The following is a 24,264-nucleotide window of genomic DNA, read 5'->3' as shown; positions in this document are numbered from 1 at the left end:
AACGTTCATTGGCTGCGAGATGGGTGAGGGAGGCGAGGGGCTCGGTTAGGGTAGGGGTATGGCTCCATCCCCCGAATCCTGGACGCTGCCCTGGCGAGGGCTCGGCCTGAGCAGCAACCTCAGCGCCGCTGACCAGCCCCACCCATACCGGCTGCTCGACGAGGAGCCCGAGCTCTTCGACTTCGTGGAGTACAGCGCTCCGCTGTCGATCGCGGAGACGAAGAAGCACGCGACGCTGTTTCCGGAGATGTTCCGGCGCCTCCGGGAGGTGCCGGTGCTGTTCCACCCGGTGCACCTGAACCTCTACGGGCCGGTGCTCGAGGCGGAGACGGACATCGCGGACCTGGATGCGCACGCGCGCACGGTGGGCAGCGCGTGGGTGGGCAACGACGTGGGGTGGTGGCACTCGGGTGGGCAGCCTTTCCCGGGCTACCTCTATGTCACGCCGCCGCTCACCAACGAGGGCTTGCAGGACTGCGCGGCGCACGCGCTGCATGTGCAGGCGGGGTTGAGCGTGCCCCTGGCGCTGGAGAACCCGGCGGTCATGGCCCGGCGCGGGGACATGCACGTGCTCGAGTTCATGTCTCGGCTGCAGGCCCGGACCGGGCTGCCGCTGCTGCTGGATCTGGGGCACCTGCTGAGCTATCAGCTCGCCTCGGAGCTGCCGCTGGATGCGGGGTTCGAGGGCTTCCCGTTCGAGCGGATCATCGAGATCCACATCGCCGGTGGCGTGGTGACGCGGCGGTGGTCCCGGCGCTTCTACGTGGATGACCACACGCAGCCGGTGCGCGAGGAGCTGTTCGAGCTGCTCGAGCATGTGCTGCCGCGGTGCACGTCCCTGCGGGCGGTGACGTTCGAGGGGGATGGCCACCCTCCCGAGGTGGCGATGCTGACGCTGCGTCGGCTGCGCAGCCTGGTGCCGCGAGGGGAGCGTGAGCCGCTGCGGCTGACGCCCGTGCAGGCGGTGCCGCCGCCCCTGGGGAACGTGAGCAGGCCGTGGGAGCTGTTCGACCTGGGCTACGGCATCCGGCGGGCGGTGGAGTCCGATGACGTGGAGGGGAGCGTCGCGGAGACGGACTTCCGGCTGGCGGTGGTGGCGGAGCAGCTCGACAAGGACTTTCCGATCTCGCGGTTGATCCTGGCGGGCACGCGCGAGGGGCTGCTGTCGTTCACCCTGTCCAACGAGTTCCGCGAGCTGTTCGAGGGCTCGGGCCGGTCGTTCGGGCATGCGTTCCTGGACTACGCGCGGCGGCGGCTCCGGGAGCATCCGGACGAGGGCGCGGCGGCGGCGGCGGCGCTGTCGTTCGAGACGTTCCTGCCCACGCTGATGCAGCGGCCGGTGCCGCCACCCAAGGCGGGAGAGGTGGGGCTCGCGGAGGACGTGCGGGTGGGGACGTTCCCGGCGGATCTGTCCGAGCTCGTGTACTCGGCGCGAGCGCTGCGCCGACACCTCACCGGGCGGGCCTGGGGGAACGGGGTGGTGGAGTCGAGCGGGCTGGAGGCACTGGCGCAAGCGGCACGGCGGACGGTGTCGCGGCCATGGCGCTTCGCGGCTCGTCGCAAGCGGGGAGGGGGCATGGAGGTGCACACGGCGCCGCCAGTGCTCTCCGAGGTGCTGCGCGCGCTGACGAACGGCCCGGTGCTGGAGAAGGACATCGCTCCGGCGCTGCTCGCCGAGGCCATGGCCCGGGGACTCGTGCGGCGCGGGTGAGCCGCGCCAGCGGAAAGCTTCTCGGGCTCGAATCAGGGGCTTGCATTGAGGACGGTCCCCTTCGCTTGCGGATGAGCGCCGAGCGACCGCCTCATCGGTGTATTGGAGCTGTGTCACACTTGGAGCGAGGAGGCGCAGGCGCGCCTCCTCTAGAGCCTTGCGGATGCTCCTACGGGGCCTTGGGCTCGAAATATGAAGAGTTGTTGATGTACACGTGGGTGCAGCTCCCGCTCGTGTCCACCACGAACGTGATGTAGGAGTCGCTCGTAATGGCCGACATCGCATTCACGAGGGCTGGCGCAGTCGACGTGCAAGAGATGTAAGTGCCAGCCGCATTCCTTGCATAGCACTGAATGGATGATGGTGCGGACACGTTGCTGTATGCATACAAGGCGCACCCGATAGTCTCGTTGGTATTCGCACTGTTGCGGGCTGAGCCGATGGTGCCGCTGACCCAGGTAGTCGAGGCGGAGGGGCTGATCGTGACGGGCACGACAGTCTTAGCGCCTGCCCAAGCAGCTGTCCCCGCCAGCGACAGCGCCACTGCGACTCCTACCACTGCATGCAGCTTTTTCATTGTTGATCCTCTTTGGTCGGGAGGGAATGGAGCCACGTTCGGACGTATGATGAGAGGCTCTTCCCTCATGAGAGACGCACCATTGCGACCCAGCCGCTCGACCGTGCGGTTGCTGGGACCTGATGCAGGCCGCGCGCCACCGCCGGGGCTACTGAGAAAACGGCCACTTGCGACCAGACGCTCCCAGGAACCGTCCGTGCGCGTGGACGGAGCGTCCGAACTGCGAGACGGTCCAGAAAATCTCTGAGATTGCCGGGGGTTGAGACAATTGGCGGCCAGGGGGAATTTGATAACACGGCGAAAAGACAGGGAGGTGCTTCAACAACTCACGGAATAGACCGTCCGAGATCGTGGACGGTGCAGCCGGAGTCGCCTCATTGTCACTCCCCCAATGGGGAGCGGGTCTCGGCCTCAGACAGTCACATCGACCTGATACGCAAGACGGTTAGCCTGGGGATTGGCATCAAAGCCTCCGGCGGTATCGTGCCCCGGCGAGCCTCGAACCGCTGGGCACAGGCTGGGACAATGCCGCGTACGTGGTGAATCGACGCTGGGTGTTCTGCTTCCCTCTCCGCAGGGTTGCCATCAGCCTGCATCGCCGTGTGCTGCTCGCTGTGTGCTCCACACGAAGTGCGGGAGAGCCACGAAACTGGGGCAAGCCCAACACACCCGCACAACCTCCCACGACCCTCCGCCACTTCGTCTCTTGCCCGAGGCTACTTCCAGGGTAAGGTCGCTCGCTGCCAACCGCATAGGAGGGAGCCGTGATTGAGAGGGAGGCGATGCACGCGGAACTGGTGCCTGGGATGCTCGTAGGCCCCTGGCTCATCCGCGCTCGGCACGACCGGGGCAGCTTCGGCGTGGTGTTCCGAGCCCAGAGAGCCGGGCACTCCGACGCCGGGCCCTTCGCGCTGAAGGTGGCCGTGACGCCGGATGACCCGCGCTTCACGCGCGAGGTGGCGCTGCTCCAGAGCCTCCAGCACTCCTCGGTGCCGCGCTTCGAGGACCGGGGCTGGTGGGACTCGCCGTCGTCCGGGGCGCAGTACCCGTACCTCGTCATGGAGTGGGTGGAGGGTGTGCCGCTGTACGAGTGGGCCCGGGGTGCACGAAGGACGAGCCGCCAGGTGTTGCTGGTGCTTGAACAGATCGCTAGCGCGCTGGCTGCCGCTCACGCTCTGGGCGGCGTGCACCGGGACGTCAAGGGAGACAACGTGCTCGTCACCGCCGGGGGACGTGCCGTCCTTCTCGACTGGGGTTGTGCGGTGCACCGCGGGGCCACGCCTGTCACCGAGAACTCGCTCGGGCCAGGCACCACCTCCTATCGCAGCCCGGAAAGCCTGCGCTGGCACTGGGCGCACCGCCTCTCTGGGGAGAGGTACGAGCCTCGGGGCGCGGATGACGTCTACGCCCTGGGCGTTACCGCTTACCGGCTCGTCACGGGCACCTACCCACCGCCTTTCGAGGAGGTGTCCGGCCCGCCGCGCCGGCTCTTCCCTCCGAAGGACTTCGCCACGGTAAGCTCGGGCCTCGACGCGCTGCTCCTGGCGTGCCTGGCCGAGGAGCCGCTTCGTCGTCCTCGCGCCTCGTCGCTGGCTGCCGCGCTGGGGCATGCCGCGCAGCAGCCGGAGGCCAGCGCCCCCATCGAGCCGACGCCCAATGCAGCGGACACCGACAGGGCCAGCAACCCCGGCCCGCAGCGCAGACGGGCCCCGTGGCTTCCCGCTGGAGCGGCCCTCGCTACCGTGGCGCTGCTCGTGGGTGGCGCGCTGGTGTTGCGGCACCTCCCGCCTCGGCAGTCAGGCAGTTTCGCGGAGGTAGTGCAGGAAGGGCCGTCGCGCGATGCCCCGGATGCGGGTGTCGGAGATACGGCCCTTGTTGCCACATCAGCGATCCCACAGGACGTCATCCCGTACACGATCCTCGCAGCCCGCTTTCCGAAGACCCCCTTTCCCGGGCAGAAGAAGGCGCCTTGCATTCCTCGCTTCGAGCGTGAAGTCCTCGGCGTGTGCTGGTCCATCCTCGAGGGGAAGCCGCCTTGTGACTCGGCAGGCTATGAGTACGAGGGCAAGTGCCTCAGGGCCGTTATTGAAGGCCCGCGCCAGCCCACCTCGGGTGAGCCGTGAGGACCACGGCCGAGAACTCTTGCGTTGGGCCCGGTCGGAGCGAGGGTGGAGGGGCGCACCCGAAGAGCCACAGCAGCGTCAGGATCGACCGTGCGTCCCCACGTGGCGAGCTTCAGCGATGAGTCATGATGTCTCCTGAAAACCTACCCCATGGGTCTTCCGGAGCCAGTCCGGACGAAAGGTGCCGGGCGCCAAGTGGCCCCTAGACGCTTGCGCATCGGGTTCACACGCCGGCCGCCTCTAGAGGGTAGGGGGCCAATAACGCCGCGAAAAGACAGGGAATGGTTCAACGGCTCACGACAGAGACCGTCCGAGAACGTGGAAGGTGCAGCTGTCACTCCCCACTAGTGGGGAGCGGGCCTCGGCTGGCGGTCACTCCCCACTAGTGGGGAGTGGGCCTCAGCTGGGAAGTGGACGGGGCGCCGTGCCGCTGACGCGGACTCGCACATGGCGTACGTTCCAACCATGGCGGTCTGGCAGGCGGATATCGCGTTGACGCAGGAGGAAGCCGCCCGGCTGGTCGAGCGCCAGTTCCCGGACCTCGCCCCGGCGAGCCTCGAACCGCTGGGCGCAGGCTGGGACAATGCCGCGTACGTGGTGAATCGACGCTGGGTGTTCCGCTTCCCTCGCCGCAGGGTCGCCATCAGCCTGCTGGAGAACGAGGGCCGCATCCTGCCCCGGCTGGCCCACCACCTGCCGCTGCGCATCCCCGAGCCCGTGTGGCATGGCCATCCGGACGAGGGCTTCCCGTACCCGTTCGCCGGGTACGCCCTGCTCGAGGGAGTGACCGCGTGCGCCCTCGAGTGGACGCCCGAGGAGCGTCAGCGCAACGCCGCGCCGCTCGGGAAGTTCCTGGCGGCGCTGCACGGCATCCCCGTGGACGATGAGACCCTGACGCAAGGACCCGGAGACGAGCTCGCTCGCGCCGACCTGCGCAAGCGCGCGCCGATGATCCTCGAGCGTCTCGCCAAGGTGGAGGCGGAGCACCCCGACGTGGACGGAGCAGCGATCCGTTCCTGGCTCTCGCGGCTGATCGACGCGCCTCCCTGGATGCGGCGCCCCTGCTGGGTCCATGGAGATCTCTACGCCCGGCACCTGCTCGTCGATGAGCACCACACCGTGACGGGCATCCTCGACTGGGGTGACGTGCACCTCGGAGATCCGGCGATCGATCTGACGCTCGCCTTCACCTTCCTGCCGCCCGAAGCCCGGCAGGCCTTTCGCAATGCCTACGGCGCCATCGACGCCGCCACGTGGGATCGCGCGCGCTTCCGGGCGTTCCACTACGGCGTGGCGCTGCTCCTGTACGGCGAGAGCGAGGGAGACAAGGCCATCGCTCGCGTCGGCCGGGATGCGCTGCGCTTCGGCGCCGCCGGGTAGCCGGAAGCCTCAGCGGGTGAGCATCACCAGGTTACCGTCCGGGTCGCTCACGTAGGCCACCCGCTCGCCCCACGGCTGATCGCTCGGAGGGAGCACGATCGGAACGCCTCCTGCCCGCAGGCGCTCAGTCGTGGCATCCACATCCTCCACGTACACGCATAGCTCGATCCGGTGCCCCTGCGCCGGGCGCAGCGCCTGCCCGTGCAGCGGGGCCCCCGAGCCCATGGCCCCCAGCCCGATCTCCGACTCCCCCAGCCTCAGCGAGATGAACGCGGGCGGCCCGTCCTCCGGGAAGCGGTACGTCTCAGTCCCTCCGAGCAGCTCCCGGTAGAAGCCAAGGGAGCGCTCCAGGTTCTCGCAGGACAGCATTGGAAACATGCGCCGGACGCCCATGGCCGCCGGACCCTAGCACCCAGGACGCCCGAGCCAGCTCCGACTCCAGGCTGAGCCCATCCGGGCCTTCTGCTTATTCCGCTTGTTCCGACCAGGGGAGTAGGAGCGAGACGCCCACCCAGTAGGGTCCGGGCTCTCGAACAGGTATCGGGTTCCCGACAGAGCCTTGCACTGGCCTGCCCGCTGCGGTAGGTGCGCGCCATGTCGTTACCCCTCGTCGTGGGCATCGCGGGCGGCACCGCCTCGGGCAAGACCACGGTGGCTCGGAAGGTCCGCGAAGCGCTCGCCGACTGCCGTGTCGCCTTCATCGATCAGGACTCGTACTACCGGGATCTGCAGGACATGCCGCTCGAGGAGCGACGGCAGGTCAACTTCGATCACCCGGACGCCTTCGAGACGGATCTGCTCGTGCGCCACATGCGCGAGCTGAAGGAGGGGCGGGCCATCGACAAGCCCGTCTACGACTTCCGCACCTGCACCCGCCACCCGGAGGTCGTCCGCGTGGACCCCGGGGACATCATCCTCATCGAGGGCATCCTCGTGCTCCACATGAAGGAGGTGCGCGACGAGCTGGACGTGAAGATCTACGTCGACGCGGATGACGACTTGCGCATCCTCCGGCGCCTCACCCGCGACATCAAGGATCGCGGCTTCAACTTCGACTCCGTCGTCAGCCAGTACCTGCGGCACGTGCGCCCCATGCACATGGGCTTCGTCGAGCCATCCAAGCACCACGCGGACATCATCGTCCCGCACGGCGGCAACAACGACATCGCCATCAGCATGCTGGTGGGGGCCCTGCGCGCCCGGCTGGCCTTGATGGCCGGGGCTCACGCTCCGAAGTAGCTCAGCGCAGCCGCCGCAGGAAGTCGCGCACCGGGCCGTGCATGCGGCGCGTCTCGGTGAGCAGTGCGCCGTGGTCTCCCGCGCCTTGTAACTCGTGGTAGCGGGCGTGCACTCCCGCGGCGCTCAGCAGGTGGTACGTCTCGCGCACCCGCGCCGGCGGCGCCAGGATGTCCGAGGCGCCCGCGATCAGCAGCACCTTCGCCTGCACCTTCGGCAGGTACTCCGTCAGATCGCACCCCGCGTACGCGGTGCTCATCAAGATCCACGCGTTCGGATCGAACGTCCGGGCGAAGTCGTCGGCGTCCGCCTCCAGCGCCTTCTCCGCGGCGGTGATGTCCCGGTAGCGCGCGGTGAGGTACTCGCGGCCGTAGAGGAGCTTCAGGTGCTCCAGCCGCAGCTTGCGCATGGTCCGCTGGGGCCCGCTGCCCAGCCGATAGAAGCCCTCCTTGAACTCGGGGTCCATCCAGAGCAGCTGGTGGAACATGCCGATCCGCTCCCGCAGTGCCTCGGGGAGCGCCCGCGCCGCGCCAATGGTCACCACTCCCGCCGTCAGCTCGGGGAAGAGGGCGGCCAGGCGCAGGGCCACCAGGCCGCCGAGCCCCACGCCCACCAGCGCCCGCACCCGCTTCAGCCCCATGCCCCGCAGCAGCGCGGCCACCGCGCGCGCCATGTCCAGGGTGGACAGCAGGGGCAGGGCCGGGCCCAGCGTCTGCCCGGTGAACGGGTCCTCGGTGATGGGCGAGGTGGTACCGAACGGGCTGCCCAGCAGGTTGGCGGAGATGATGTGCAGGCTGGTGGGATCCAGCGGGCGCTTCTCGCCAATCAGCTCCCGGCCCCACCCGGACGGCTGATACGCCGTGCTCTCCGGCGGCCCCAGCGCCCGATGGGACGAGGCCATGTCGTGCAGTAGCACCACCGAGTTCTCGCCGGACGGTTCTCCGTACGTCTCGTAGGCAACCTGGGTGCCGTCGAGCAGGCCTCCCTCCTCGAGGGGGAGCGGTACTGTCAGGAGGTGGGTTCCCGTGGCCTGGATCACGCAGGGGAATTCTTCTATCACTGTGCGCCCGAACGCCTAAGGAGAGTCTCCGCTTGATGCGTTACTTCGGTGTCCTCGTCGTCGTCGCAGGTGTATTCGTCGGCTCGGCCCTGTTCTACCGCCGGCTGAGCGCCCAGACCCTGGAGGCCCAGCGCGAGGCGGACATGGCGCGCATCCAGAAGGACTACCTGGAGCGGGTAGGGTGGATGCGCACCAACCCGGACGAGAACGCCTACCGCGAGGAGGTGGGACCCTTCTTCAAGGCGTACTTCGAGCAGGTGGACGCCCACCTGGACCAGTTCAAGGGCAACAAGGAGTTCGACGGCTACATCCAGGAGGTGGAGCAGCGCGGCGAGGGCGGCAAGGACGACAAGATCGCCGAGCGCAAGGCCGTCTACGAGTACACGCGCAAGCTGTTCGACACGTTCCGCAAGGGCCGCTACCAGCCGGTGTGGACGGCCACGGACAAGGGCATGCGCCTGGACGTGGTGACCGCGGACGTGGTGATGGTGAAGGGCACCCCGCAGGTGCGCTTCCAGCTGGCACTCTGGGGCGCCCAGCGCTCGTTGAAGGACGAGGGCAAGGTGAAGAAGATGATCACCAGCGCCACCTTCGACACGGCCTGGAAGCTCACGGACGCCAAGGGCCGGCTGCTGGGCGAGATGAAGGGTGGAGATCCAGCCAACAAGATCGACTACCCCGAGCGCTACATCCCCGAGTTCCCGCCGCAGATGGTGCTGGGCCACTACGACATGGACCTGGTGCCCAACGAGGTGGCGAGGATGGAGATCTCCTTCAAGGTGAGCTCGCGCGCCGCCTCGGGTGGCACCGCCGACGCCAGCTACGTGTGGAAGGTGGACTCGGTGCCCTCGGACTGGAGGCTCGGCGCCGGTGAGAAGTGGGAGGGCGCCACCGAGGAGGAGCGTCCCGAGGAGGAGATCGATCCGTCGAAGTCGGCGAAGAACTGAGACCGAAGGCCGGTGGGCCCTGGCGGCTCACTGCTCCACGACGGTGAAGTGGGACATGAGCTGGTACGCGGACAGGGTACCGGCGTCATCCAGGAAGTAGAGCCCCAGCCGCGAGTCCGTCTGGAGCGCCATGAGCCCGGCTCCGGCGCGGACCTCGGCCAGCACCTGTCCCCCGCGGGGCTCCACCGCGCGCACCCGCTCTCCGGGGATGAGCACCACGCCTCGGGACACGCGGGCCGGCAGCGCCCGGGCCAGCGGATCGCCCACGGCGCCCACCCGCCACACCAGCTCTCCGGAGGTGTCCACCCGGGCGGCCGCGCCGCTGGCGGAGGTGACGAGCACCCCCCGCGGCAGCACGGTGAGCGCGAACGGCCCCGCGCCCAGGTGCAGCGTGCGCTCCCAGAGCTCCCGCCCGCGCGCGTCCAGGCAGATGAGGATGCCTTCGCGCTCCCGCTCCCCGGCGATGTAGACGCGGGTCCTCGCCGGCAGCGGCGCGGACGGCAGGGAGAGCTGGAACTCGCGCGTCCACGTCACGTCCCCGCTGTGCGCGTCCGCGAGCAGCAGCGCGTGCTGCGTCCCCCGGCCCAGCACCGTCACGAAGCGCTTGCCCCACGGCACGGGCGTCCCATGGAAGGGCAGGGGAGCGCGCATCCGGAAGCGCACCTGTCCATCCGCCATGTCCAGCCCGTACAGGTAGCCCGAGTCCGTGGCCAGCAGCGCCCGGTGGCCCTGCGTCGCCAGCCAGCTGCGCTGCGTGCGCGGAGGCGCCAGGCGCCACACCTCGCGGCCACTCACCTCGGCGAAGGCCAGCACCGCGCGCTCGTCGGACAGGGTGAGCAGCAGCCCGTCCTGGCGCAGCAGCAGCGGCCCCAGCGGCAGCCCGTCATGGTCGTGCAGCCAGCGCGCGCTCGCGCCCGCCCCGACGAAGCCGTACACGCGATCCGCGTCCGCCGTCACCACGAGCCCGTCCGCCGAGGCCGCCACGCCCTGGCTGGCCTCGCGCCGCCACAGCTCCTGCCCGTTCTTGCGAGCGAAGGCGCAGGCCTGCTCCCGCGAGCCGAACACCGGCCCCTGGCGCCCCAGCAGCAGGTGGCCGAACTCGGCTCCGGCCAGCCCCTTCTGCTCCCACCTCTTCTCGAAGCGCAGCCGGCGCAGGCGCCCGGGCACCGGCAGCGGACGCCCGGTGCGCTGCGAGGCGCGGGACTTCTCCCGGGCCTCTCCCTCTCCCTCCGGAGGCTGGACGGCTCCCCTCAGGTGGGACAGCCCCTCCCGGCACCGCTCGGTGAGCTCCACCAGGTAGGGGTTGCCGGACTGGCTCCGCTCCCGCTCGGAGATGGCCAGCGCCAGTGCCTGCCCCAGGTGGAACATGGCCGCCGCCAGCGCCGTGCCGTCCACCGCGAAGGCCGCGCTCGAGCCCAGCCGCCCCTTGTTCGTGGTCAGCTCCAGCGACAGCCCCGGCCTCACCCCCGCCAGCTCGAGCGAGAAGCGTGGCTCGCCCAGCTCCACCGCCCGCGCCAGCTCCCCGGCCTGTCGGGACAGCTCCAGCGCGGTGAGGAAGGGCGAGCCCGTGGCGCGCCAGGCCTGCGCTCGCCCCGGCAGCGTCAGCCACACCTCGCCCGAGCACAGCAGCGAGCCCAGGGCCGCTCCCTGGCCACGCTCATAGGCGCGCAGCAAGTCGAAAGGATCCTTCAGCTCGAAGCCGAAGCCCGGCTCCTCGGAGGGCTCCACCCGGCGGGTGAAGGGCTCCGGCAGAGACTCGCGGGGCGTGCTCACCGCGCCGCTGAGCAGGCGCAGCGACTCGCTCAGCCCCTCGGCCACCGAGGAGGGCAGCGCCTCGGGGGCCGCCTGAGAGATGTCCTTCAGGAAACTCTCCCCGCACTCGCGGGCCGCCTCGGCGAACTCCTCCAGCTCCACCCGGACGGGGGGCCGCAGCATCCGGGCTGGACGCCCCAGGCTGGCCACGCTCAGCTCCACCTCCAGCCCGGCCCGCCGCACCACCAGCTCCAGGCTGGCCTCGGGCAGGGACACCTGGGCCAGCTTCCGACGCCCGGCGCGCAGGGTTGCCGCCACCCCCACCAGGGAGGGGACCACCTCCGCCAGAGGCTCCTCCACCGCTCCGGCCAGCAGATTCACGCCGTCCAGCTCCAGGGCGATGGAATCCAACGGGTGGGCCGTGGGTTCGCGCTTCCAGCGCTGTCCGAGTCGGAACCGGGTCATCCTTTCCCTTCATCTCCCATTCGTTGACAAGCCAGAATACCGGTGGCTACCATCCGCCGCCCATACGGACCTACATTTTTGTAACCGTTCGAAATTCTTGGGGAATAGTCGATGACATTTTACGAGGCCGCGCTCCGAGTGCTGGAGAGCGAAGGTCGTCCCCTCCACTTCCTGGAAATCACCGAGAAGTCTATCGCCCAGAATCTGCTGTCCCACATCGGGAAGACACCTGAAGTGACGATGCTGTCGCGGCTGGCCGCGATGGCACGAAGGACGCGCGATCGCAAGGTGATCGTCACGGCGAAGGACACCTTCGCTCTGGTGGACTGGGCGGTACCGGAGGATCCCGAAGCACTGGCTCAGACAGGCGTCCCGGAGGCGCACCCGGAGGAGGATCTGCCTCCGCTGCGTCCGGTGGAGCGCCACCCGGAGCCGCGCAACGACAGCGTGCGCGTCTCGGGCCGAGGCAGCGAGCGCAAGCGCCGCCGCGAGGAGGAGGAGGAGCAGAAGGGCCGCAAGCGCCGCTTCCCGCCGCTCCCGGAGGTGGTGTTCGAGATCCTCAGCGAGGCCGAGAGCGGCCTGCGCGCCGAGCAGCTCATCGAGCGCGCCCGCTCGCGCGAGCTGTGCGGCGAGGACATCACCGTGGAGCTGGTGCTCACCGCGCTGCTGGAGGACAACCAGCGCCGCATCGACGCCGGCCGCCGCCCGCAGTTCGCCTTCAACAATCAGACGAGCGAGGTGGTGACGCTGGAGCGCGCGGGCTCCCCGAGCGAGGCGCCGCCGCTGGAGCTGCAGGCCGCCTTCGCCGCCGCGCTGGGCATCCCGCTGGAGGATGGGCGCCCGGTGCTGGGCAAGCCCGCGGCCGCCACGGGCGAGGCGCTGGTGGATCCGGCGCTGCTCACCACGCTCAAGACGACGCTCAAGGACGCGCGGCGCGCGGTGGCTCGAGGGCTGCGCAAGCGCCTGGGCGACGCGGACGTGGGCACCTTCGAGAAGTCCGTCGTGAAGATGATGCACGCGCTGCACTTCCGCGAGCTGAAGGTGGCCAAGCGCTCCAAGGAGGGGCCGCTGCTCACCGCCCGCAAGCGCGAGGGCAGCGTGGAGCTGCGCTACGCGGTGCGGATGCTCAAGGGCACGCCCTCCATCGATCGCAAGACGGTGCAGGAACTGCGGAGGGATCTCGGCCACTACTCGGCGCAGGTGGGCCTGCTGGTGAGCGCGGGAGACGTGCGCGGCGACGCGCGCGCCGAGGCCCAGGCCAGCGGCGCGCTGGTGATGCTGTGGTGCGGCGACGCGCTGGGGGAGAAGTTCCTCGAGGCGAAGACGGCCGTCACCGTCACCACCGTGGAGCTGTTCGACGTGGACGAGCGCTTCTTCGAGGCGGCCCGGCTGGACGCCGAGGAGGCTCAGAAGCGCCGCGAGGAGCGCCAGCGCGAGAAGAAGGAGCAGGCGCGCGACGAGGGTGAGCCGGAGGCGTCTCGCAAGGCCAAGGCCAGGCCCAAGGCCGAGCGCGAGGAGGCTTCCTCCACCGAGGAGCCCAAGGCCGAGGAGGAGGAGCGCAGCGTGGTCGCGGCGGCTCCTGTGGCCCCCGAGCCCGTGTCCGCGTCCGCGTCCGATGAGGACGATGAGGAAGGGGACGAGGAGGGCGATGACGAGGATCTCGAGGCCGCCAGCGCCTTCGTGTCCGGGGCCGGGCGTCCCGAGGGAGCCGCTCCCGCCGAGGGAGGCGCTCCGGGTGAGCGCAAGCGCCGCCGCCGCCGTCGTCGCGGTCGCCGCGGCCGTGGCAACCGCGCGGGTGAGGCCGGCGCGTCCGGTACCACCCCGGCGGGAGGCACGCCTGTCATCACCGGAGCCCCCGCGGAGGGCGCCGCGCCCGCCACGGCTGCCCCGTCGGGTGGTGAGAGCGCCGCGCCGTCGGGAGGTGAGAGTGCTGCCTCTTCGGGCGGTGGGAGTTCCGCCTCCTCGGGCGGTGAAGCGCCCAGGGCGTCGGAGCCGCCCCCACCTCCACCGAGCCCACCGAGCGGTGGCTCGTCCGAGGGGAGCGCCCCCTGACGCAGCGCGGGACGCGAGCGGGGGGAGTGGGGTACCTTGAGAGGGCCATGAAGCCGGCCCTGCTCCTCACCGCCTGCGTCCTGCTGCTCGGCGCCTGCCGCAATCAGGGGTCTCGCTACCCGGTGCAGGAGGTGCGGCTGTCCGGGGAGACCCTCACGGACAACGCCTTGCTGGCGCTGGGGCCGGACCAGGTGCGCACCCTGCTCGGCCAGGCCCTGGAGGACACCAGGCGCTTCGAGCCCACGGAAGGCAAGTCCCTGGGCCAGACGCGCCCGTGGCGGATGACGCTGGAGCTGCCCTTCACCCGCGAGGTGCTGAAGGACGACGGCAAGCACACCTACGCCGAGGTGGGCGCCACGCTGGTGCTGGAGCGCTTCGGCGGCGACCTGCCCGAGCGCTACGAGGTGGTGGGCCTGGGCGAGGTGCGCCTGGACGCGGAGACGCCCCAGGGCCGGCGCAAGGCGCTGCGCGCGGCGCTCGAGGCGGCGCTCAAGCAGGTGTCCGAGTCCGCGGTGCTGCAGCTGGCGGCGCTGGAGCGCCCCAACGCCGCGCTGGTGCAGGATCTCCAGTCCACGGATGCGCGCATCCGCGAGTTCGCCCTGCGCACGCTGGCCGAGCGCCGGCACCCGTCGGCCGCGCCGCTGCTCATCGAGCAGCTCAAGTCGACCGAGGCGGACACGGTGCGGCGGGCCATCGGAGCGCTGGTGGAGATGCGCGCGGCCAACGCCGTGCCCGCGCTCATCGATCTGGCTCGAGGCAAGGAAGTGGGCTTCCTGCAGGAGATCGTCTTCGCGCTGGGAGAGATCGGCGGCAGCGAGGCGGAGGCCTATCTGTACACGGTGGCGCAGGGGCATGATCAGCCGGCCATCCAGGCCGCGGCGCAGCAGGCGCTGGACACGCTCTACGCGTCACGCAAGCACGGCTCACCGGAGGCGCGAGGGACGGACCCCGCGAATCAAACATCGAGATGAAGCTCTCTTCTGTCGTGTGTGGGCTGCTGCTGGGAGTGGCGGGCCTGGGCTGGAGCGGCTGCGCGAACAACGCCGAGGTGGTCGAGGAGAAGCCGCCAGACGCCGCGAAGCTCTCCGAGTACTACCCGCTGGCCGTGGGAAACACCTGGACGTACGCCCTGGACGGCCGGACCGACCGGCAGGAGCAGGTGAAGATCCTCAAGCAGGAGGAGGGCTTCTTCCACGACAACAAGAACGGCCAGCTCATGGTGGACTCCTTCGGGATCCGGGACGAGAAGCGCTACCTGCTGCGCGCTCCCCTGGAGCCGGGCCGCACGTGGACGAACGTGGTGTCCGTCTCGTCCACGGAGCGCTACGAGATCCTCCACGTGGGCATTCCCTGCCAGGTCCCCGCGGGCAGCTTCCAGAACTGTGTCCAGGTCGAGGCGCGCAACCGCGTGGACGCGAAGGCGACGCTCATCAACACCTTCACCTTCGCTCCCGGCGTGGGGCTGGTGCGCATCCAGATGGAGGTCGAGCACGACGGCCGGCGCATCCCCCAGACGCGGCTGGAGCTGACGTCCTACCAGGTGAATCCAGGGCAGGGCTGAGAGGAGAGTATGAAAGAGATTGGCATCGCGCTGCTGGGGTTGGGCAATGTAGGGCTCGGCACGTACCGGATCCTCGCGGACCATGCTCGGGACATCGAGCGGCGGCTGGGCGCGCGGGTGCGGGTACGTCACATCCTCGTGAGGGACACGGGCCGTTCCCGCCCCGAGGACGTGCCCGCCTCGCTCATCACCCGGGACATCGGCGCCATCCTCTCGGATCCCGAGGTGTCGGTGGTGGTGGAGCTGATGGGCGGCCAGGTGCCCGCCAAGGACTACCTGGAGAAGGCCATCGCCTCCGGGCGCAGCGTCGTCACCGCCAACAAGGCGCTGCTCACCGCTCACGGTGAGTCGCTCTTCTCGCAGGCGCTCGCGCGCGGCGTGGACCTGCACTTCGAGGGCGCCGTCTGCGGCGGCATCCCCATCATCCGCACCCTGCGCGAGGCGCTCGCCTCGGACCGGGTGGCCTCCATCCACGGCATCGTCAACGGGACGACGAACTTCATCCTCTCGGCCATGGCGGACGGCGGCGCTACCTACGAGGACGCCCTGCGCGAGGCGCAGAAGCTGGGCTACGCGGAGGCGGACCCCACGCTGGACGTGAACGGCATGGACGCGGCGCAGAAGCTCTGCCTGCTGGCCTCGCTGGCGTTCGCCGCGAAGGTGTCTCCGCAGGACGTGCACGTGGAGGGCATCACCTCCCTGCGCCCGGTGGACATCACCCTGGGCCGCGAGGCGGGCTACGTGCTGAAGCTGCTGGCCATCGCGCGGCGCCTGCCGGACGGCCTGGACGTGCGCGTGCACCCGGCCTTCATCCCCGAGGCCAGCCCGCTGGCGGACGTGCGCGGGGCCTTCAACGCCGTGCTGCTCCAGTCCGCGGCGCTCGGCGCGTCGCTCTTCTCGGGCCTGGGCGCCGGCTCGCTGCCCACCGGCAGCGCCGTGGTGTCGGACATCATCGACATCTGCCGCAACCTGCTGGCCGGCGTCTCGGGCCGGCTGCCCATGCTGTGCTCGCCGCACATCCAGGAGGTGCCGCTCATCCCCGCCAGCGAGCGGCGCGGCCCCTTCTACCTGCGCTTCTCCGTGAGCGACGAGCCGGGCGTGCTCGGCCGCATCGCCACGGTGCTCGGCGAGAAGGGCGTGAGCCTGGCCTCGGTGCTCCAGCGCCCGTCTCGGCCGGAGGATCCGCACGCCACCATCGTCGTCTTCAGCCACAGCGCCCGCGAGAAGGACATCCAGGCCGCGGTGCAGTGGATTGACGCGCTGCGTAGCACACGCGCTCCCACCCAGGTCATCCGCATCGAGGAAGGGCCGGCGGTGCTCAGGGTTGGCGGCTGAGCAGGCAGGCGGGTGGCGCTCTTCCCGAGAGGCCACTGCCGTTGCGTGCGAGGGGGGGCCTACGTACCCTGAGGCCTCTTTCCGAAGAGGCCGCCGTGGGTCCCGAGTCATCCGAGCAGACACAGGAAGCATTGATCCTGGGCTTCCTCGCTGATGGAGGTGAGGACTTCACCTCGGGCGAGGCGCTCTCCAGCAAGCTGGGCCTGTCGCGCACCGCCGTGTGGAAGCACGTGGAGGCGCTGCGCGGCAAGGGCTACCGCATCGAGGCCGTGCCGGCGCGCGGCTACCGCCTGGTGGAGGTGCCGGATCGGCTGACGCCGCTGGAGCTCACGCCGCTGCTGGCCACGCACGATCTGGGCCACACCATCCACTTCCACGAGACGGTGGGCTCCACCAACGAGCTGGCCTTCCGGCTGGCGCACGACGGCGCCGAGCACGGCGAGGTGGTGGTGACGGAGCAGCAGACGGCGGGCAAGGGCCGGCGGGGCCGGGCGTGGGTGTCACCGCCGGGGCTCAACCTCTACTTCTCGGCCATCCTGCGTCCGGAGCTGCCGCCCCAGCGCGCGGCGGAGCTGACGCTGGTGGCGGCGGTGGCGCTCACCGAGGTGCTGCGGGAGACCGGCGCCGAGGCCTTCATCAAGTGGCCCAACGACGTGCAGATTGAAGGGCGCAAGGTGGCGGGCATCCTCACGGAGCTGTCGGCCGAGCCCGAGCGCGTGCACTTCGTGGTGCTGGGCGTGGGGGTGAACCTCAACGCCCAGGAGGAGCACTTCCCCGAGGAGCTGCGCGCCACGGCCACCTCGCTGGCCCTGGCTCGCGGGCAGCGCGTGCCGCGCGCCCTCTTCGCCGCCTCGCTGTGGAACCGGCTGGAGGAGTGGCTGGATCTGCACGTGGAGATGGGCTTCGACGCCGTGCGCCAGCGCTGGAAGGAGCTGTCCTCCACGTTGGGGCAGGATGTGTTGGTGCGCACCGATCGTCGGGAATTCCGGGGACTGGCCGAGGACATCGACACGATGGGTGCACTCCTCGTGCGGACGGAGGACGGCTCGGTCGAGCGGGTGCTGGCGGGAGACGTGGAGCGGCTGCGTCCCCGGGCGACGTCCGGCTCCTGAAGCCGTCCGCACGGAGCGCCTTCGCGCTAGAGTGCGCGCGTGATGCTCCTCGCGATCGACGTCGGCAACACCAACACCGTGCTCGGGGTGTACGACGGGAAGAAGCTCCTGGCGCACTGGCGCATGGAGACCAACGCCCGCCGCACCTATGACGAGTACGGCATCTTCGTGCGACAGCTCTGCCAGTACAGCGGCATCGAGCCGGACAAGGTGACGGCGGTGGCCGTCTCCAGCGTGGTGCCGCCGCTCCAGTTCAACCTGGAGAAGATGAGCGAGCGCTACTTCAAGACGCGCCCCATGTTCGTGGGGCCGGGCGTGAAGACGGGCATGCCCATCCTCTACGACAACCCGCGCGAGGTGGGCGCGGACCGGATCGTCAACTCGGTGGCGGCCTACGAGAAGCACCACGGCGGGCTGATCGTGGTGGACTTCGGCACGGCCACCACCTTCGACGCGGTGTCGCCCAAGGGGGAGTACCTGGGTGGCGCCATCTGCCCGGGCATCAACATCGCCATGGAGGCGCTGTTCCAGAACGCCTCGAAGCTGCCGCGGGTGGAGTTCGCCCGGCCGCCGCACGTGGTGGGCCGCAACACGGTGCACTCCATGCAGTCCGGCTTCGTCTACGGCTACGTGGGGCTGGTGGACGGCATCTGCCAGCGGATGCAGGCGGAGCTGGGCTTCCCCGTCCGCGTCGTGGCCACGGGGGGCCTGGCGCCGCTGGTGGCCAGCGAGTCCAAGGCCATCCAGGAAGTGGACGAGTTCCTCACGCTCGAGGGCCTGCGCATCATCTACGGAAGGAATCACGCCTCATGACGACCGCCGCTCCCGTGCCTCCCGCTCCGGCGGGCTGTCCGTTCAACTCGGAGTTCCTGCCGCCCAACATGCGCAAGCATGTGGATCCGGCGGCGCCGGTGCCGCTGCGGATGATGGCGGCCAAGGGGCTGGTGCCGCTGAGCCCCTCGGACATGCTGGGCGCGCTGTACATGCTGACCTACGACGCGGAGCAGAACATTCGTGACACGGCGGCCAAGACGGCCTCGGGGCTGCCGGACCGGATCCTGGGCTCGGCGTTGCGGGACGAGGGTGTCCAGGCGCCGGTGCTCGGCTGGTTCCTGGGGCTGCTGAAGGGCAATGACACCTACGCGGAGATGTTGGTGCTCAACGCCACCACGCCGGACGAGGCGGTGGCGGACGTGGCGGCGGGGTGCAGCGCGAAGCTGGCGGAGATCATCGGTCAGAACCAGCTGCGCGTGCTGAGGCACGAGGACATCGTTCGCAAGCTGTGCACCAACCCCAACGCCGGCCAGGCGCTGATCGACTCGGTGTGCGACTTCGCGGTGCGCAGCGGGCTGACGCTGGCGGACGTGCCGCAGATGCAGGCGGCGCGGGTGCGCCTGTTCGGGCCGCAGGCGGTGCAGGCGCCGCCGGACCCGGGCCCTACGGCGGAGCAGGTGCTCCAGGACTTCAAGGAGGTGGCGGAGGAGAGCGCCGCGCCGATGGAGGAGGGCAAGCGGCTCAACCTCACCCAGCGCATCATGAAGATGAGCATCGCCGAGAAGATCAAGCTGGCGACGCTGGGCAACAAGGAGGCGCGCACGCTGCTGATCCGCGACTCCAACAAGCTGGTGTGCACGGCGGTGATCCGCAGCCCGCGCATCACGGATGGCGAGGTGCTGGCGACGGCCTCCAACCGCGCGGCGAACGAAGAGGTGCTGCGCATCGTCTACAACAACCGCGAGTGGACGAAGAACCAGAAGATCAAGCTGGCGCTGGTGAAGAACCCGAAGGTGCCGCTCACGGTGGTGATGAAGTTCCTCAGTGGGCTGAGGGACACGGAGCTGAAGGATCTCGCCCGTGACCGGAACGTGCCCTCGGGCGTGGCGACGTTCGCCAAGAAGCTCGTGGAGAAGAAGACGGCGCCGAAGAAGGAAGACAAGTAGTCCCGGCGCGGGCTGGGTTGTGCGCGGAAAAGGAGGGCCATGAGGAACAGTTGGAAGGCGATGGTCCCCACCGCGCTTTACGCTGCGTTTATTTCCTCTTGCGGCGCATGCGGTTCGCAGTCCACCCAGCCGAAGGGGGGCGAAGTGCTCCCCGTTGACGAGCGCATCGCCCTGCAAGATGGCACCGAGGATGTAAGGAATCAGTTCGTATTCGCCGTCATCGTGGCCGCCTCGATGAAGACGGGAGAGACGCTCAAATGCACGGGTGTTCTCATCCACCCGAGCCTGGTCCTGACGGCAGGCCATTGCGTATGCGCGCGGCGAGCGTCTACAGACTCGGGAGGCAATGAGAGGTTCTTGATAGATGGCTCGAACTGCGCGGAAGAAGTGTCCGTGACGAGCATTACCTATCATGAACGTCCAGCGGCTCCTTCGGTCCCTCCTGGATTTCTTTCGGAGACAGCCTACGGGAGGGTTCTGGTCCATCCTGAAATGAAGGTGGCCCTGGATGAGCGAGCACACCCTCTCTCCAGCAAGGCGGATCTTGCGGTCGCTCTTCTAGATCGCCCCGTGGCGGGTGCTTCCGTGCCGGTTCGTCTCGCGGACTCCGAGGCGAAGGCGGGCGAGATCATTCTCATGGCTGGATATGGCTATGACACAGCGACCGAGCTGATTTATGGAGTTCGCCGCTTTGGTCGGAAGAGGATAAAGACAGTCCCTGTGGATGGCGGCGATGAAGTGTTGTTCGAGCCGCACGGAGCTGCGTTCACGAGCGGGAGTGGTGAACCGTGCCTTCGCCAGGACAGTGCGGGAGTCTCCCTGGTCGGGGTGTCCAATAGAGGGTTGGGTGATAGGCCTGCCTGCACGAGCCTGTACGTTCATGGCGAGTGGCTGGCTGCTGCCTTGCAAAGAGCGAACGCACCGAACTCCATGGAGAATGGCAAGAAGTAGAGTGAGGGCTCATTGCATGGCTTTTCGACCACCGAGCCTTTTTCAGCTGACGAGGATGCTCACGCTCTCGCTCGTCTGGGCCGGATGTGCCGGGGCGCCGGTGGCGGGACGGCCACGGTATTCTGAAGTGCCAGCCATCCTGGGGCCTCACGAGACGGACGTGGGAAACAAGTACTCGTCCGTGGTCGTGATCATGAAGAATCGCGCCCAGCGGAAGCCAGACTGCAGCGGAGTGCTGATTCATCCTCGGCTGGTTCTCACTGCCGCGCACTGCGTCTGCGGGTATCGGTATGAAGGATTCTTTGACACGAGCCAGGTGCGAGACAAGTCGACCTGCTGGAGCGAAGCTCTGGTGCAGACAGTGATGTACCGGCAAGAGTCGAAGGAAAAGAGCGATGCGCAATTCCGCCTGGGCGAGGTGATACCGAATCCCGACTTCAGGCTGGTGACCAGGAAGATGGATGGTCAAGACAAGGTGACATCGAGGACCGCCGACCTTGCTGTGATCCGCTTGAGGGACAGGGCGCCAGAAGGGGTTCCGCACGCCATGCTCCACGCGGATGAGATTCAGGACGAGAGTAGAGTGATCCTCACCGGTTTTGGTGCGGATGCGCTGAATGGGGATGGAGAGTGCAAGTACACGGATCTCAATCCTGTGCGCCGCTTTGGATACAACACGGTGTCCACGAAGGAGTCAGGTGGAGAACTCTTCACGATCGCGGATCGTGAGAGTGCTCTTGGGGCATGCGGCGACAGTGGAGGGGGCTGCTTCGTCGAAGACAAACTGGTGGGAATTCTCTCGAGCGCGGACATGGGCAAGACGTCCACGTATACGAGTACCCATCATCACAGGGCGTGGATCGAGAAAATGATCAAGGACGCCGACACCCGTCCGACGCGCTGATCAGTCGGACGAGCCGTGGTCAGAGGGAGAGCGGGACGCCGGGGCGGGCGGACCCGTCAGTGACGGGGGGACCCGCCCCGCAGCGAGGGACCCGCGACCTGTGTCCCTGGGGTACTGTGCCCAGGAGGTTCCCTCAAGGGCTCATCCGCGGGAGCTTCAGGCGGCGGCCTCGTCCGCCTCCTCGGTGGCGGAGGGGGCCTCTTCCAGGAGCTGCTGGGCGATGCCGAGCGCCTTCTTCGCGCGCTCGCGCAGCTTCTCGTCGTTCTTGATGCGGGTGTAGAGCTTGGTGACGCGCTCCTCGTTGCGCACCGCCGCCTCCTCCAGCTCGGTGATGCGCTTGCGCAGGCCCTCGGCCTCCTCGGCGGCCTGGGTCGCCTGGCTCTCCAGCTCGCCGCGGGCCGTCTCCAGCTCGCCGCGCACCGTCTCCAGCTCGCCGCGGGCCGTCTCCAGCTCGCCGCGCACCGTCTCCAGCTCGGACTGCACGGCCTCCAGCTGGCCGCGCAGCTCGCTGGTCTCCTGCTGGGCGCTCTCTACCTGGCCGCGCAGCCCGTCCGCCTCGCCGCGCGCCGTCTCGAGCTCCGTCTCGACCTGGCTCACCTTGCCGCGCAGCTCCTCCAGCTCCGCCTGCGTGGAGGCCTGCTGCTCGTTGTGGGCGTCCACCTCGGCCTGCAGCGCGGTGAGCTTCGAGGAGGAGGCGCGCGCCTCGTCCTTCGCGGCGGTGAGCTGCTGCTCCACCTTCTTCTTGTCCGAGGTGAGCTGATCCACCTTGCCGGTGAGCGTCTTGATCTGCGCGTCGCGGCGGGCCATCTCCGCGGCGGACTCGGTGGTCTGCCGCTCCAGCTCCAGCTGCTTGTCCTGGAGCTCGACGAAGTCGTGCTCCTTCTGGGACAGCTCGCCCTTGAGCCGGTTGATCTCCTTGTCCTTCTCCTGCTCCTTGAGGTTCAGCTCGCTCTTGAGCCGGAGGATCTCCTTGTCCTTCTTGTTGACCGCGTCCTTGAGCGCGAACGAGTCCTTGTCGCTCTTGCCGGCGGAGGCCCTCGCCGTCTCCAGCTCCGTGCTCTGCGTCTCGAGCTGGGACTCCAGCTCCTGGATGCGGCTCTCCGAGGAGGAGGCCTGGGACTGCGCCTCCGACAGCGCGCTCTGCAGCTCCGCCACCTTCGCGCGCAGGTTGCGCAGCTCGGCGGCATCCGCGGCGGACGTCGCGGCGGCCGCGGGGCTGGAGACCGCCGCGGGCCGGGAAGAAGAGGCGCTCGCCGCCGGAACCGCGGGCAGCGTCATCGCCGGCCGAGACGGCGCCGGCTGCTTCACGGGCTCGGGAACCGGTGGGGGAGGGGTGGGCGCCATGAAGCCGATCTGCGTCTTCTCGTCGTCGCCCAGCGAGTCCAGCGCGTCCTCGGCGTCGCGGCCCAGGTTGTCGAGCGCGTCGAACTCCTCCTCGCCTCCGGAGGCCTCCGGAGGCGCCACCACGGGCTCCTCCTCCGCCGAGGTGCTCGGATCGGACATGTCGCTGAACGCCTCGTCCAGCATGTCCAGGTCCTCGCCCTCCGCGGGCGTGTCACTGACGGCGATCTCCTCGGCTCCTCCGGCGAGCGGCTCGTCCTGATCCAGCGGCTCATCCGTCAGCCCGTCGAGCGTCAGGCCCTCGTCCTCGACCACCTCTCCGACGACGACCTCGGGGAAGCCGATCAGCGCTCCCACCCGGTCCACGAGCTGATCCGAGTCCACGGGCTTGGCCACGTACTCGTCCGCGTGGGCCTTGAGCTTGCGGTGCGCCGCGAAGCCGTCCGGGTTGCCGATGATGACGATGGGGACGTTCTTGAGATCGTCGTCCTTCTTCAGCTTGCCGCAGATGAGGTAGCCGTTCTGTCCGCCGGACAGATCCACCGCGAGCACCACCAGGTCCGGCCGATCACGGCGGATCTGATCCATGCTCCCCTTGCCGTCGGTGGTCTCGTCCACCGCGAAGCCCTTGGCCTCGAGCGCCTCGCGCAGGGTGGAGGAGAGGGCGGTGTCACTTTCGACGATGAGGATTTTCTTGGACATGAACGGGCGGCCCGACCAGGGGTGCGGCGCGGGCGGTGGGCCACGCGCGAGCGACGGCATTCGAGGAACAGAATCTCCCCGAGAGGCTATCGGCCACCGTGGGGTCGGTCAATGTTCGGGCCAGCCAATGTCCGCAGGTGTCCTCCCGCCGAGCGGCCGAGCGATCAAGGGTGGAAACCACCCTCGGACCGCGGGGCAGGAACGGCCGCCCGGAGCGCCCTCAGGGCGAGTGGGACACGTTGGAGATGGGAAGGACGACGGGCTCCGCACGCGGCACGTTGGCCACGCGCGAGGAGCGCTCCTTCTCCTGCAACATCTTGCGGATGTCCGCCTCGGACAGATCCGTCACGAGCTCGTAGACGACTTCGCCATCCCGCCAGACAGCCACGTTGTAGCCCTGGCTCGAGTCCACGTGCACGGAGGGTAGCGCCTGGGCGTCCAGATCCCGCGCCGCGTCGTCGAAGACGAAGACGCCGATGCGGCGGGCCTCCTGGCCCTCGCGCTCCGGGCGCGTCTCGTAGCTGATGTAGGCGGCGGGCCGATCCTTCACGTTGGAGATGCGCGCCCCGGACAGCTGGGCGTTGGGCAGGCGCGGGATCGACACCTGGTGATCCAGCTTGCCGTTGAACCAGGCCTCCACGTGCTCGGGGGCCGCGTTGGAGATCTCCACGGGCAGGCGCTTGGCGTGCCGGCGGGCCGCGTCCTCCACGAAGCGCTGGCGCTCCTCGGGGCGGAGGGCGATCCACCCGCCGCCCACGGCCACCACCACGAGCGCCGCGGCGCTCAGGCGCAGCCACTGCATCTGCGAGGCGCGGCGCTGCTCGCGGCGCAGCCCCACCTGGATTCCCATCCGCAGCGACTGGGGGGCGCGGCCGGACTGAACGGAGTGGCGCGCGGCGCGGCGCAGCGCATGCTGAATCTCCCGTTCCTTCTCCACCCGGCGCGCGCAGTCAGCGCACGCCTCGAGGTGGGTCTCCACATCCATCCGTTCCTCGGGCTGAAACTCGCCGTCGAGGTAGGGGTAGAGCAGGCGATCGAGTTCCTGGCAGTTCATGAGCGCTCGAAGAGGGCGGAGATGCCACGGGCCCTCGGGTTTAAATACCCTCGGGCCCGTC

General features: G+C 69.1%; 19 protein-coding genes. 14 read left to right on the top strand and 5 right to left on the bottom strand.

The annotated features are described in order from the left end of the window. Positions 1-58 precede the first annotated feature (58 nt). The 3 genes from KY572_RS06315 to KY572_RS06305 all read left to right on the top strand — a co-directional run bounded on the left by KY572_RS06315 (position 59) and on the right by KY572_RS06305 (position 5,791). Entirely contained in the window at positions 59-1,711 is a 1,653-nt protein-coding gene (locus KY572_RS06315) for a multinuclear nonheme iron-dependent oxidase (RefSeq protein ID WP_224241385.1), read from the top strand. Positions 1,712-3,052: 1,341 nt separating this feature from the next. Further along, positions 3,053-4,411: a serine/threonine protein kinase gene (locus KY572_RS06310; protein ID WP_224241382.1), complete on the top strand. Its 1,359-nt coding sequence runs from the start codon at positions 3,053-3,055 to the stop codon at positions 4,409-4,411. Between the two features lie 465 nt (positions 4,412-4,876). Then, a complete protein-coding gene (locus KY572_RS06305) occupies positions 4,877-5,791 on the top strand; it encodes a phosphotransferase (RefSeq protein WP_224241380.1) in 915 nt (304 codons plus the stop codon). A 9-nt stretch (positions 5,792-5,800) separates the two neighbouring features. Here KY572_RS06305 and KY572_RS06300 read toward each other — a convergent pair whose 3' ends face one another. Further along, positions 5,801-6,169, bottom strand: coding sequence for a VOC family protein (locus tag KY572_RS06300; protein WP_224241378.1), 369 nt, complete (start codon positions 6,167-6,169; stop codon positions 5,801-5,803). 216 nt (positions 6,170-6,385) lie between these two features. On the opposite strand from KY572_RS06300, the gene udk reads away from it, so the two are divergent. Further along, the gene (gene udk, locus KY572_RS06295; protein WP_224241375.1) at positions 6,386-7,030 is read left to right on the top strand and encodes a uridine kinase; all 645 of its coding nucleotides are present in this window, start codon (positions 6,386-6,388) and stop codon (positions 7,028-7,030) included. Position 7,031: 1 nt separating this feature from the next. Here udk and KY572_RS06290 read toward each other — a convergent pair whose 3' ends face one another. After that, positions 7,032-8,066: an alpha/beta fold hydrolase gene (locus KY572_RS06290; RefSeq protein WP_224241373.1), complete on the bottom strand. Its 1,035-nt coding sequence runs from the start codon at positions 8,064-8,066 to the stop codon at positions 7,032-7,034. Between the two features lie 56 nt (positions 8,067-8,122). Between KY572_RS06290 and KY572_RS06285 the strand changes: the two genes are divergently transcribed. Further along, positions 8,123-9,034, top strand: coding sequence for a hypothetical protein (locus KY572_RS06285; RefSeq protein WP_317987822.1), 912 nt, complete (start codon positions 8,123-8,125; stop codon positions 9,032-9,034). A 27-nt stretch (positions 9,035-9,061) separates the two neighbouring features. On the opposite strand, the gene KY572_RS06280 is transcribed toward KY572_RS06285, so the two are convergent. Next, positions 9,062-11,251: an outer membrane protein assembly factor BamB family protein gene (locus KY572_RS06280; protein ID WP_224241371.1), complete on the bottom strand. Its 2,190-nt coding sequence runs from the start codon at positions 11,249-11,251 to the stop codon at positions 9,062-9,064. Positions 11,252-11,362: 111 nt separating this feature from the next. On the opposite strand from KY572_RS06280, the gene KY572_RS06275 reads away from it, so the two are divergent. The 9 genes from KY572_RS06275 (at position 11,363) to KY572_RS06235 (ending at position 21,106) form a co-directional block, all read left to right on the top strand. After that, the gene (locus KY572_RS06275) at positions 11,363-13,303 is read left to right on the top strand and encodes an HTH domain-containing protein (RefSeq protein WP_224241370.1); all 1,941 of its coding nucleotides are present in this window, start codon (positions 11,363-11,365) and stop codon (positions 13,301-13,303) included. Between the two features lie 47 nt (positions 13,304-13,350). Beyond that, positions 13,351-14,274, top strand: coding sequence for a HEAT repeat domain-containing protein (locus tag KY572_RS06270; protein ID WP_224241369.1), 924 nt, complete (start codon positions 13,351-13,353; stop codon positions 14,272-14,274). Next, positions 14,271-14,864, top strand: a complete 594-nt coding sequence (locus KY572_RS06265; RefSeq protein ID WP_224241368.1) for a hypothetical protein — start codon at positions 14,271-14,273, stop codon at positions 14,862-14,864. The genes KY572_RS06270 and KY572_RS06265 overlap by 4 nt, the downstream gene beginning before the upstream one ends. A gap of 9 nt (positions 14,865-14,873) precedes the next feature. Beyond that, complete coding sequence (locus KY572_RS06260) at positions 14,874-16,199, top strand: homoserine dehydrogenase (protein WP_224241367.1); 1,326 nt, start codon at positions 14,874-14,876, stop codon at positions 16,197-16,199. 95 nt (positions 16,200-16,294) lie between these two features. Further along, positions 16,295-17,311 (top strand): biotin--[acetyl-CoA-carboxylase] ligase, encoded by a 1,017-nt coding sequence (locus KY572_RS06255; protein WP_224241366.1) that lies wholly within the window; start codon positions 16,295-16,297, stop codon positions 17,309-17,311. 42 nt (positions 17,312-17,353) lie between these two features. Further along, the gene (locus tag KY572_RS06250) at positions 17,354-18,124 is read left to right on the top strand and encodes a type III pantothenate kinase (protein WP_224241517.1); all 771 of its coding nucleotides are present in this window, start codon (positions 17,354-17,356) and stop codon (positions 18,122-18,124) included. Then, positions 18,121-19,251, top strand: a complete 1,131-nt coding sequence (locus KY572_RS06245; RefSeq protein ID WP_224241365.1) for a hypothetical protein — start codon at positions 18,121-18,123, stop codon at positions 19,249-19,251. The genes KY572_RS06250 and KY572_RS06245 overlap by 4 nt, the downstream gene beginning before the upstream one ends. Before the next feature lie 39 nt (positions 19,252-19,290). After that, positions 19,291-20,202 (top strand): trypsin-like serine protease, encoded by a 912-nt coding sequence (locus KY572_RS06240; RefSeq protein ID WP_224241364.1) that lies wholly within the window; start codon positions 19,291-19,293, stop codon positions 20,200-20,202. A gap of 160 nt (positions 20,203-20,362) precedes the next feature. Then, a complete protein-coding gene (locus KY572_RS06235) occupies positions 20,363-21,106 on the top strand; it encodes a trypsin-like serine protease (RefSeq protein WP_317987819.1) in 744 nt (247 codons plus the stop codon). 156 nt (positions 21,107-21,262) lie between these two features. Here KY572_RS06235 and KY572_RS06230 read toward each other — a convergent pair whose 3' ends face one another. Together KY572_RS06230 and KY572_RS06225 are read right to left on the bottom strand one after the other, a co-directional pair. Beyond that, positions 21,263-23,149, bottom strand: coding sequence for a response regulator (locus tag KY572_RS06230; protein WP_224241362.1), 1,887 nt, complete (start codon positions 23,147-23,149; stop codon positions 21,263-21,265). A 220-nt stretch (positions 23,150-23,369) separates the two neighbouring features. Then, entirely contained in the window at positions 23,370-24,203 is an 834-nt protein-coding gene (locus KY572_RS06225; RefSeq protein ID WP_224241361.1) for an anti-sigma factor family protein, read from the bottom strand. Positions 24,204-24,264 lie beyond the last annotated feature (61 nt).

The organism is Hyalangium gracile, from assembly GCF_020103725.1.
GTDB classification, from domain to species: Bacteria; Myxococcota; Myxococcia; order Myxococcales; family Myxococcaceae; genus Hyalangium; species Hyalangium gracile.
This window is presented reverse-complemented; position numbering and strand designations above follow the sequence as displayed.

Excerpts from the sequence above, each read along its gene's own strand:
- KY572_RS06315 (WP_224241385.1), top strand. The coding sequence starts at position 59 with ATGGCTCCATCCCCCGAATCCTGGACGCTGCCCTGGCGAGGGCTCGGC.
- KY572_RS06305 (WP_224241380.1), top strand. The coding sequence starts at position 4,877 with ATGGCGGTCTGGCAGGCGGATATCGCGTTGACGCAGGAGGAAGCCGCC.
- KY572_RS06300 (WP_224241378.1), bottom strand. The coding sequence starts at position 6,169 with ATGTTTCCAATGCTGTCCTGCGAGAACCTGGAGCGCTCCCTTGGCTTC.
- udk (WP_224241375.1), top strand. The coding sequence starts at position 6,386 with ATGTCGTTACCCCTCGTCGTGGGCATCGCGGGCGGCACCGCCTCGGGC.
- KY572_RS06285 (WP_317987822.1), top strand. The coding sequence starts at position 8,123 with ATGCGTTACTTCGGTGTCCTCGTCGTCGTCGCAGGTGTATTCGTCGGC.
- KY572_RS06280 (WP_224241371.1), bottom strand. The coding sequence starts at position 11,251 with ATGACCCGGTTCCGACTCGGACAGCGCTGGAAGCGCGAACCCACGGCC.
- KY572_RS06275 (WP_224241370.1), top strand. The coding sequence starts at position 11,363 with ATGACATTTTACGAGGCCGCGCTCCGAGTGCTGGAGAGCGAAGGTCGT.
- KY572_RS06270 (WP_224241369.1), top strand. The coding sequence starts at position 13,351 with ATGAAGCCGGCCCTGCTCCTCACCGCCTGCGTCCTGCTGCTCGGCGCC.
- KY572_RS06265 (WP_224241368.1), top strand. The coding sequence starts at position 14,271 with ATGAAGCTCTCTTCTGTCGTGTGTGGGCTGCTGCTGGGAGTGGCGGGC.
- KY572_RS06260 (WP_224241367.1), top strand. The coding sequence starts at position 14,874 with ATGAAAGAGATTGGCATCGCGCTGCTGGGGTTGGGCAATGTAGGGCTC.
- KY572_RS06250 (WP_224241517.1), top strand. The coding sequence starts at position 17,354 with ATGCTCCTCGCGATCGACGTCGGCAACACCAACACCGTGCTCGGGGTG.
- KY572_RS06245 (WP_224241365.1), top strand. The coding sequence starts at position 18,121 with ATGACGACCGCCGCTCCCGTGCCTCCCGCTCCGGCGGGCTGTCCGTTC.
- KY572_RS06240 (WP_224241364.1), top strand. The coding sequence starts at position 19,291 with ATGAGGAACAGTTGGAAGGCGATGGTCCCCACCGCGCTTTACGCTGCG.
- KY572_RS06230 (WP_224241362.1), bottom strand. The coding sequence starts at position 23,149 with ATGTCCAAGAAAATCCTCATCGTCGAAAGTGACACCGCCCTCTCCTCC.
- KY572_RS06225 (WP_224241361.1), bottom strand. The coding sequence starts at position 24,203 with ATGAACTGCCAGGAACTCGATCGCCTGCTCTACCCCTACCTCGACGGC.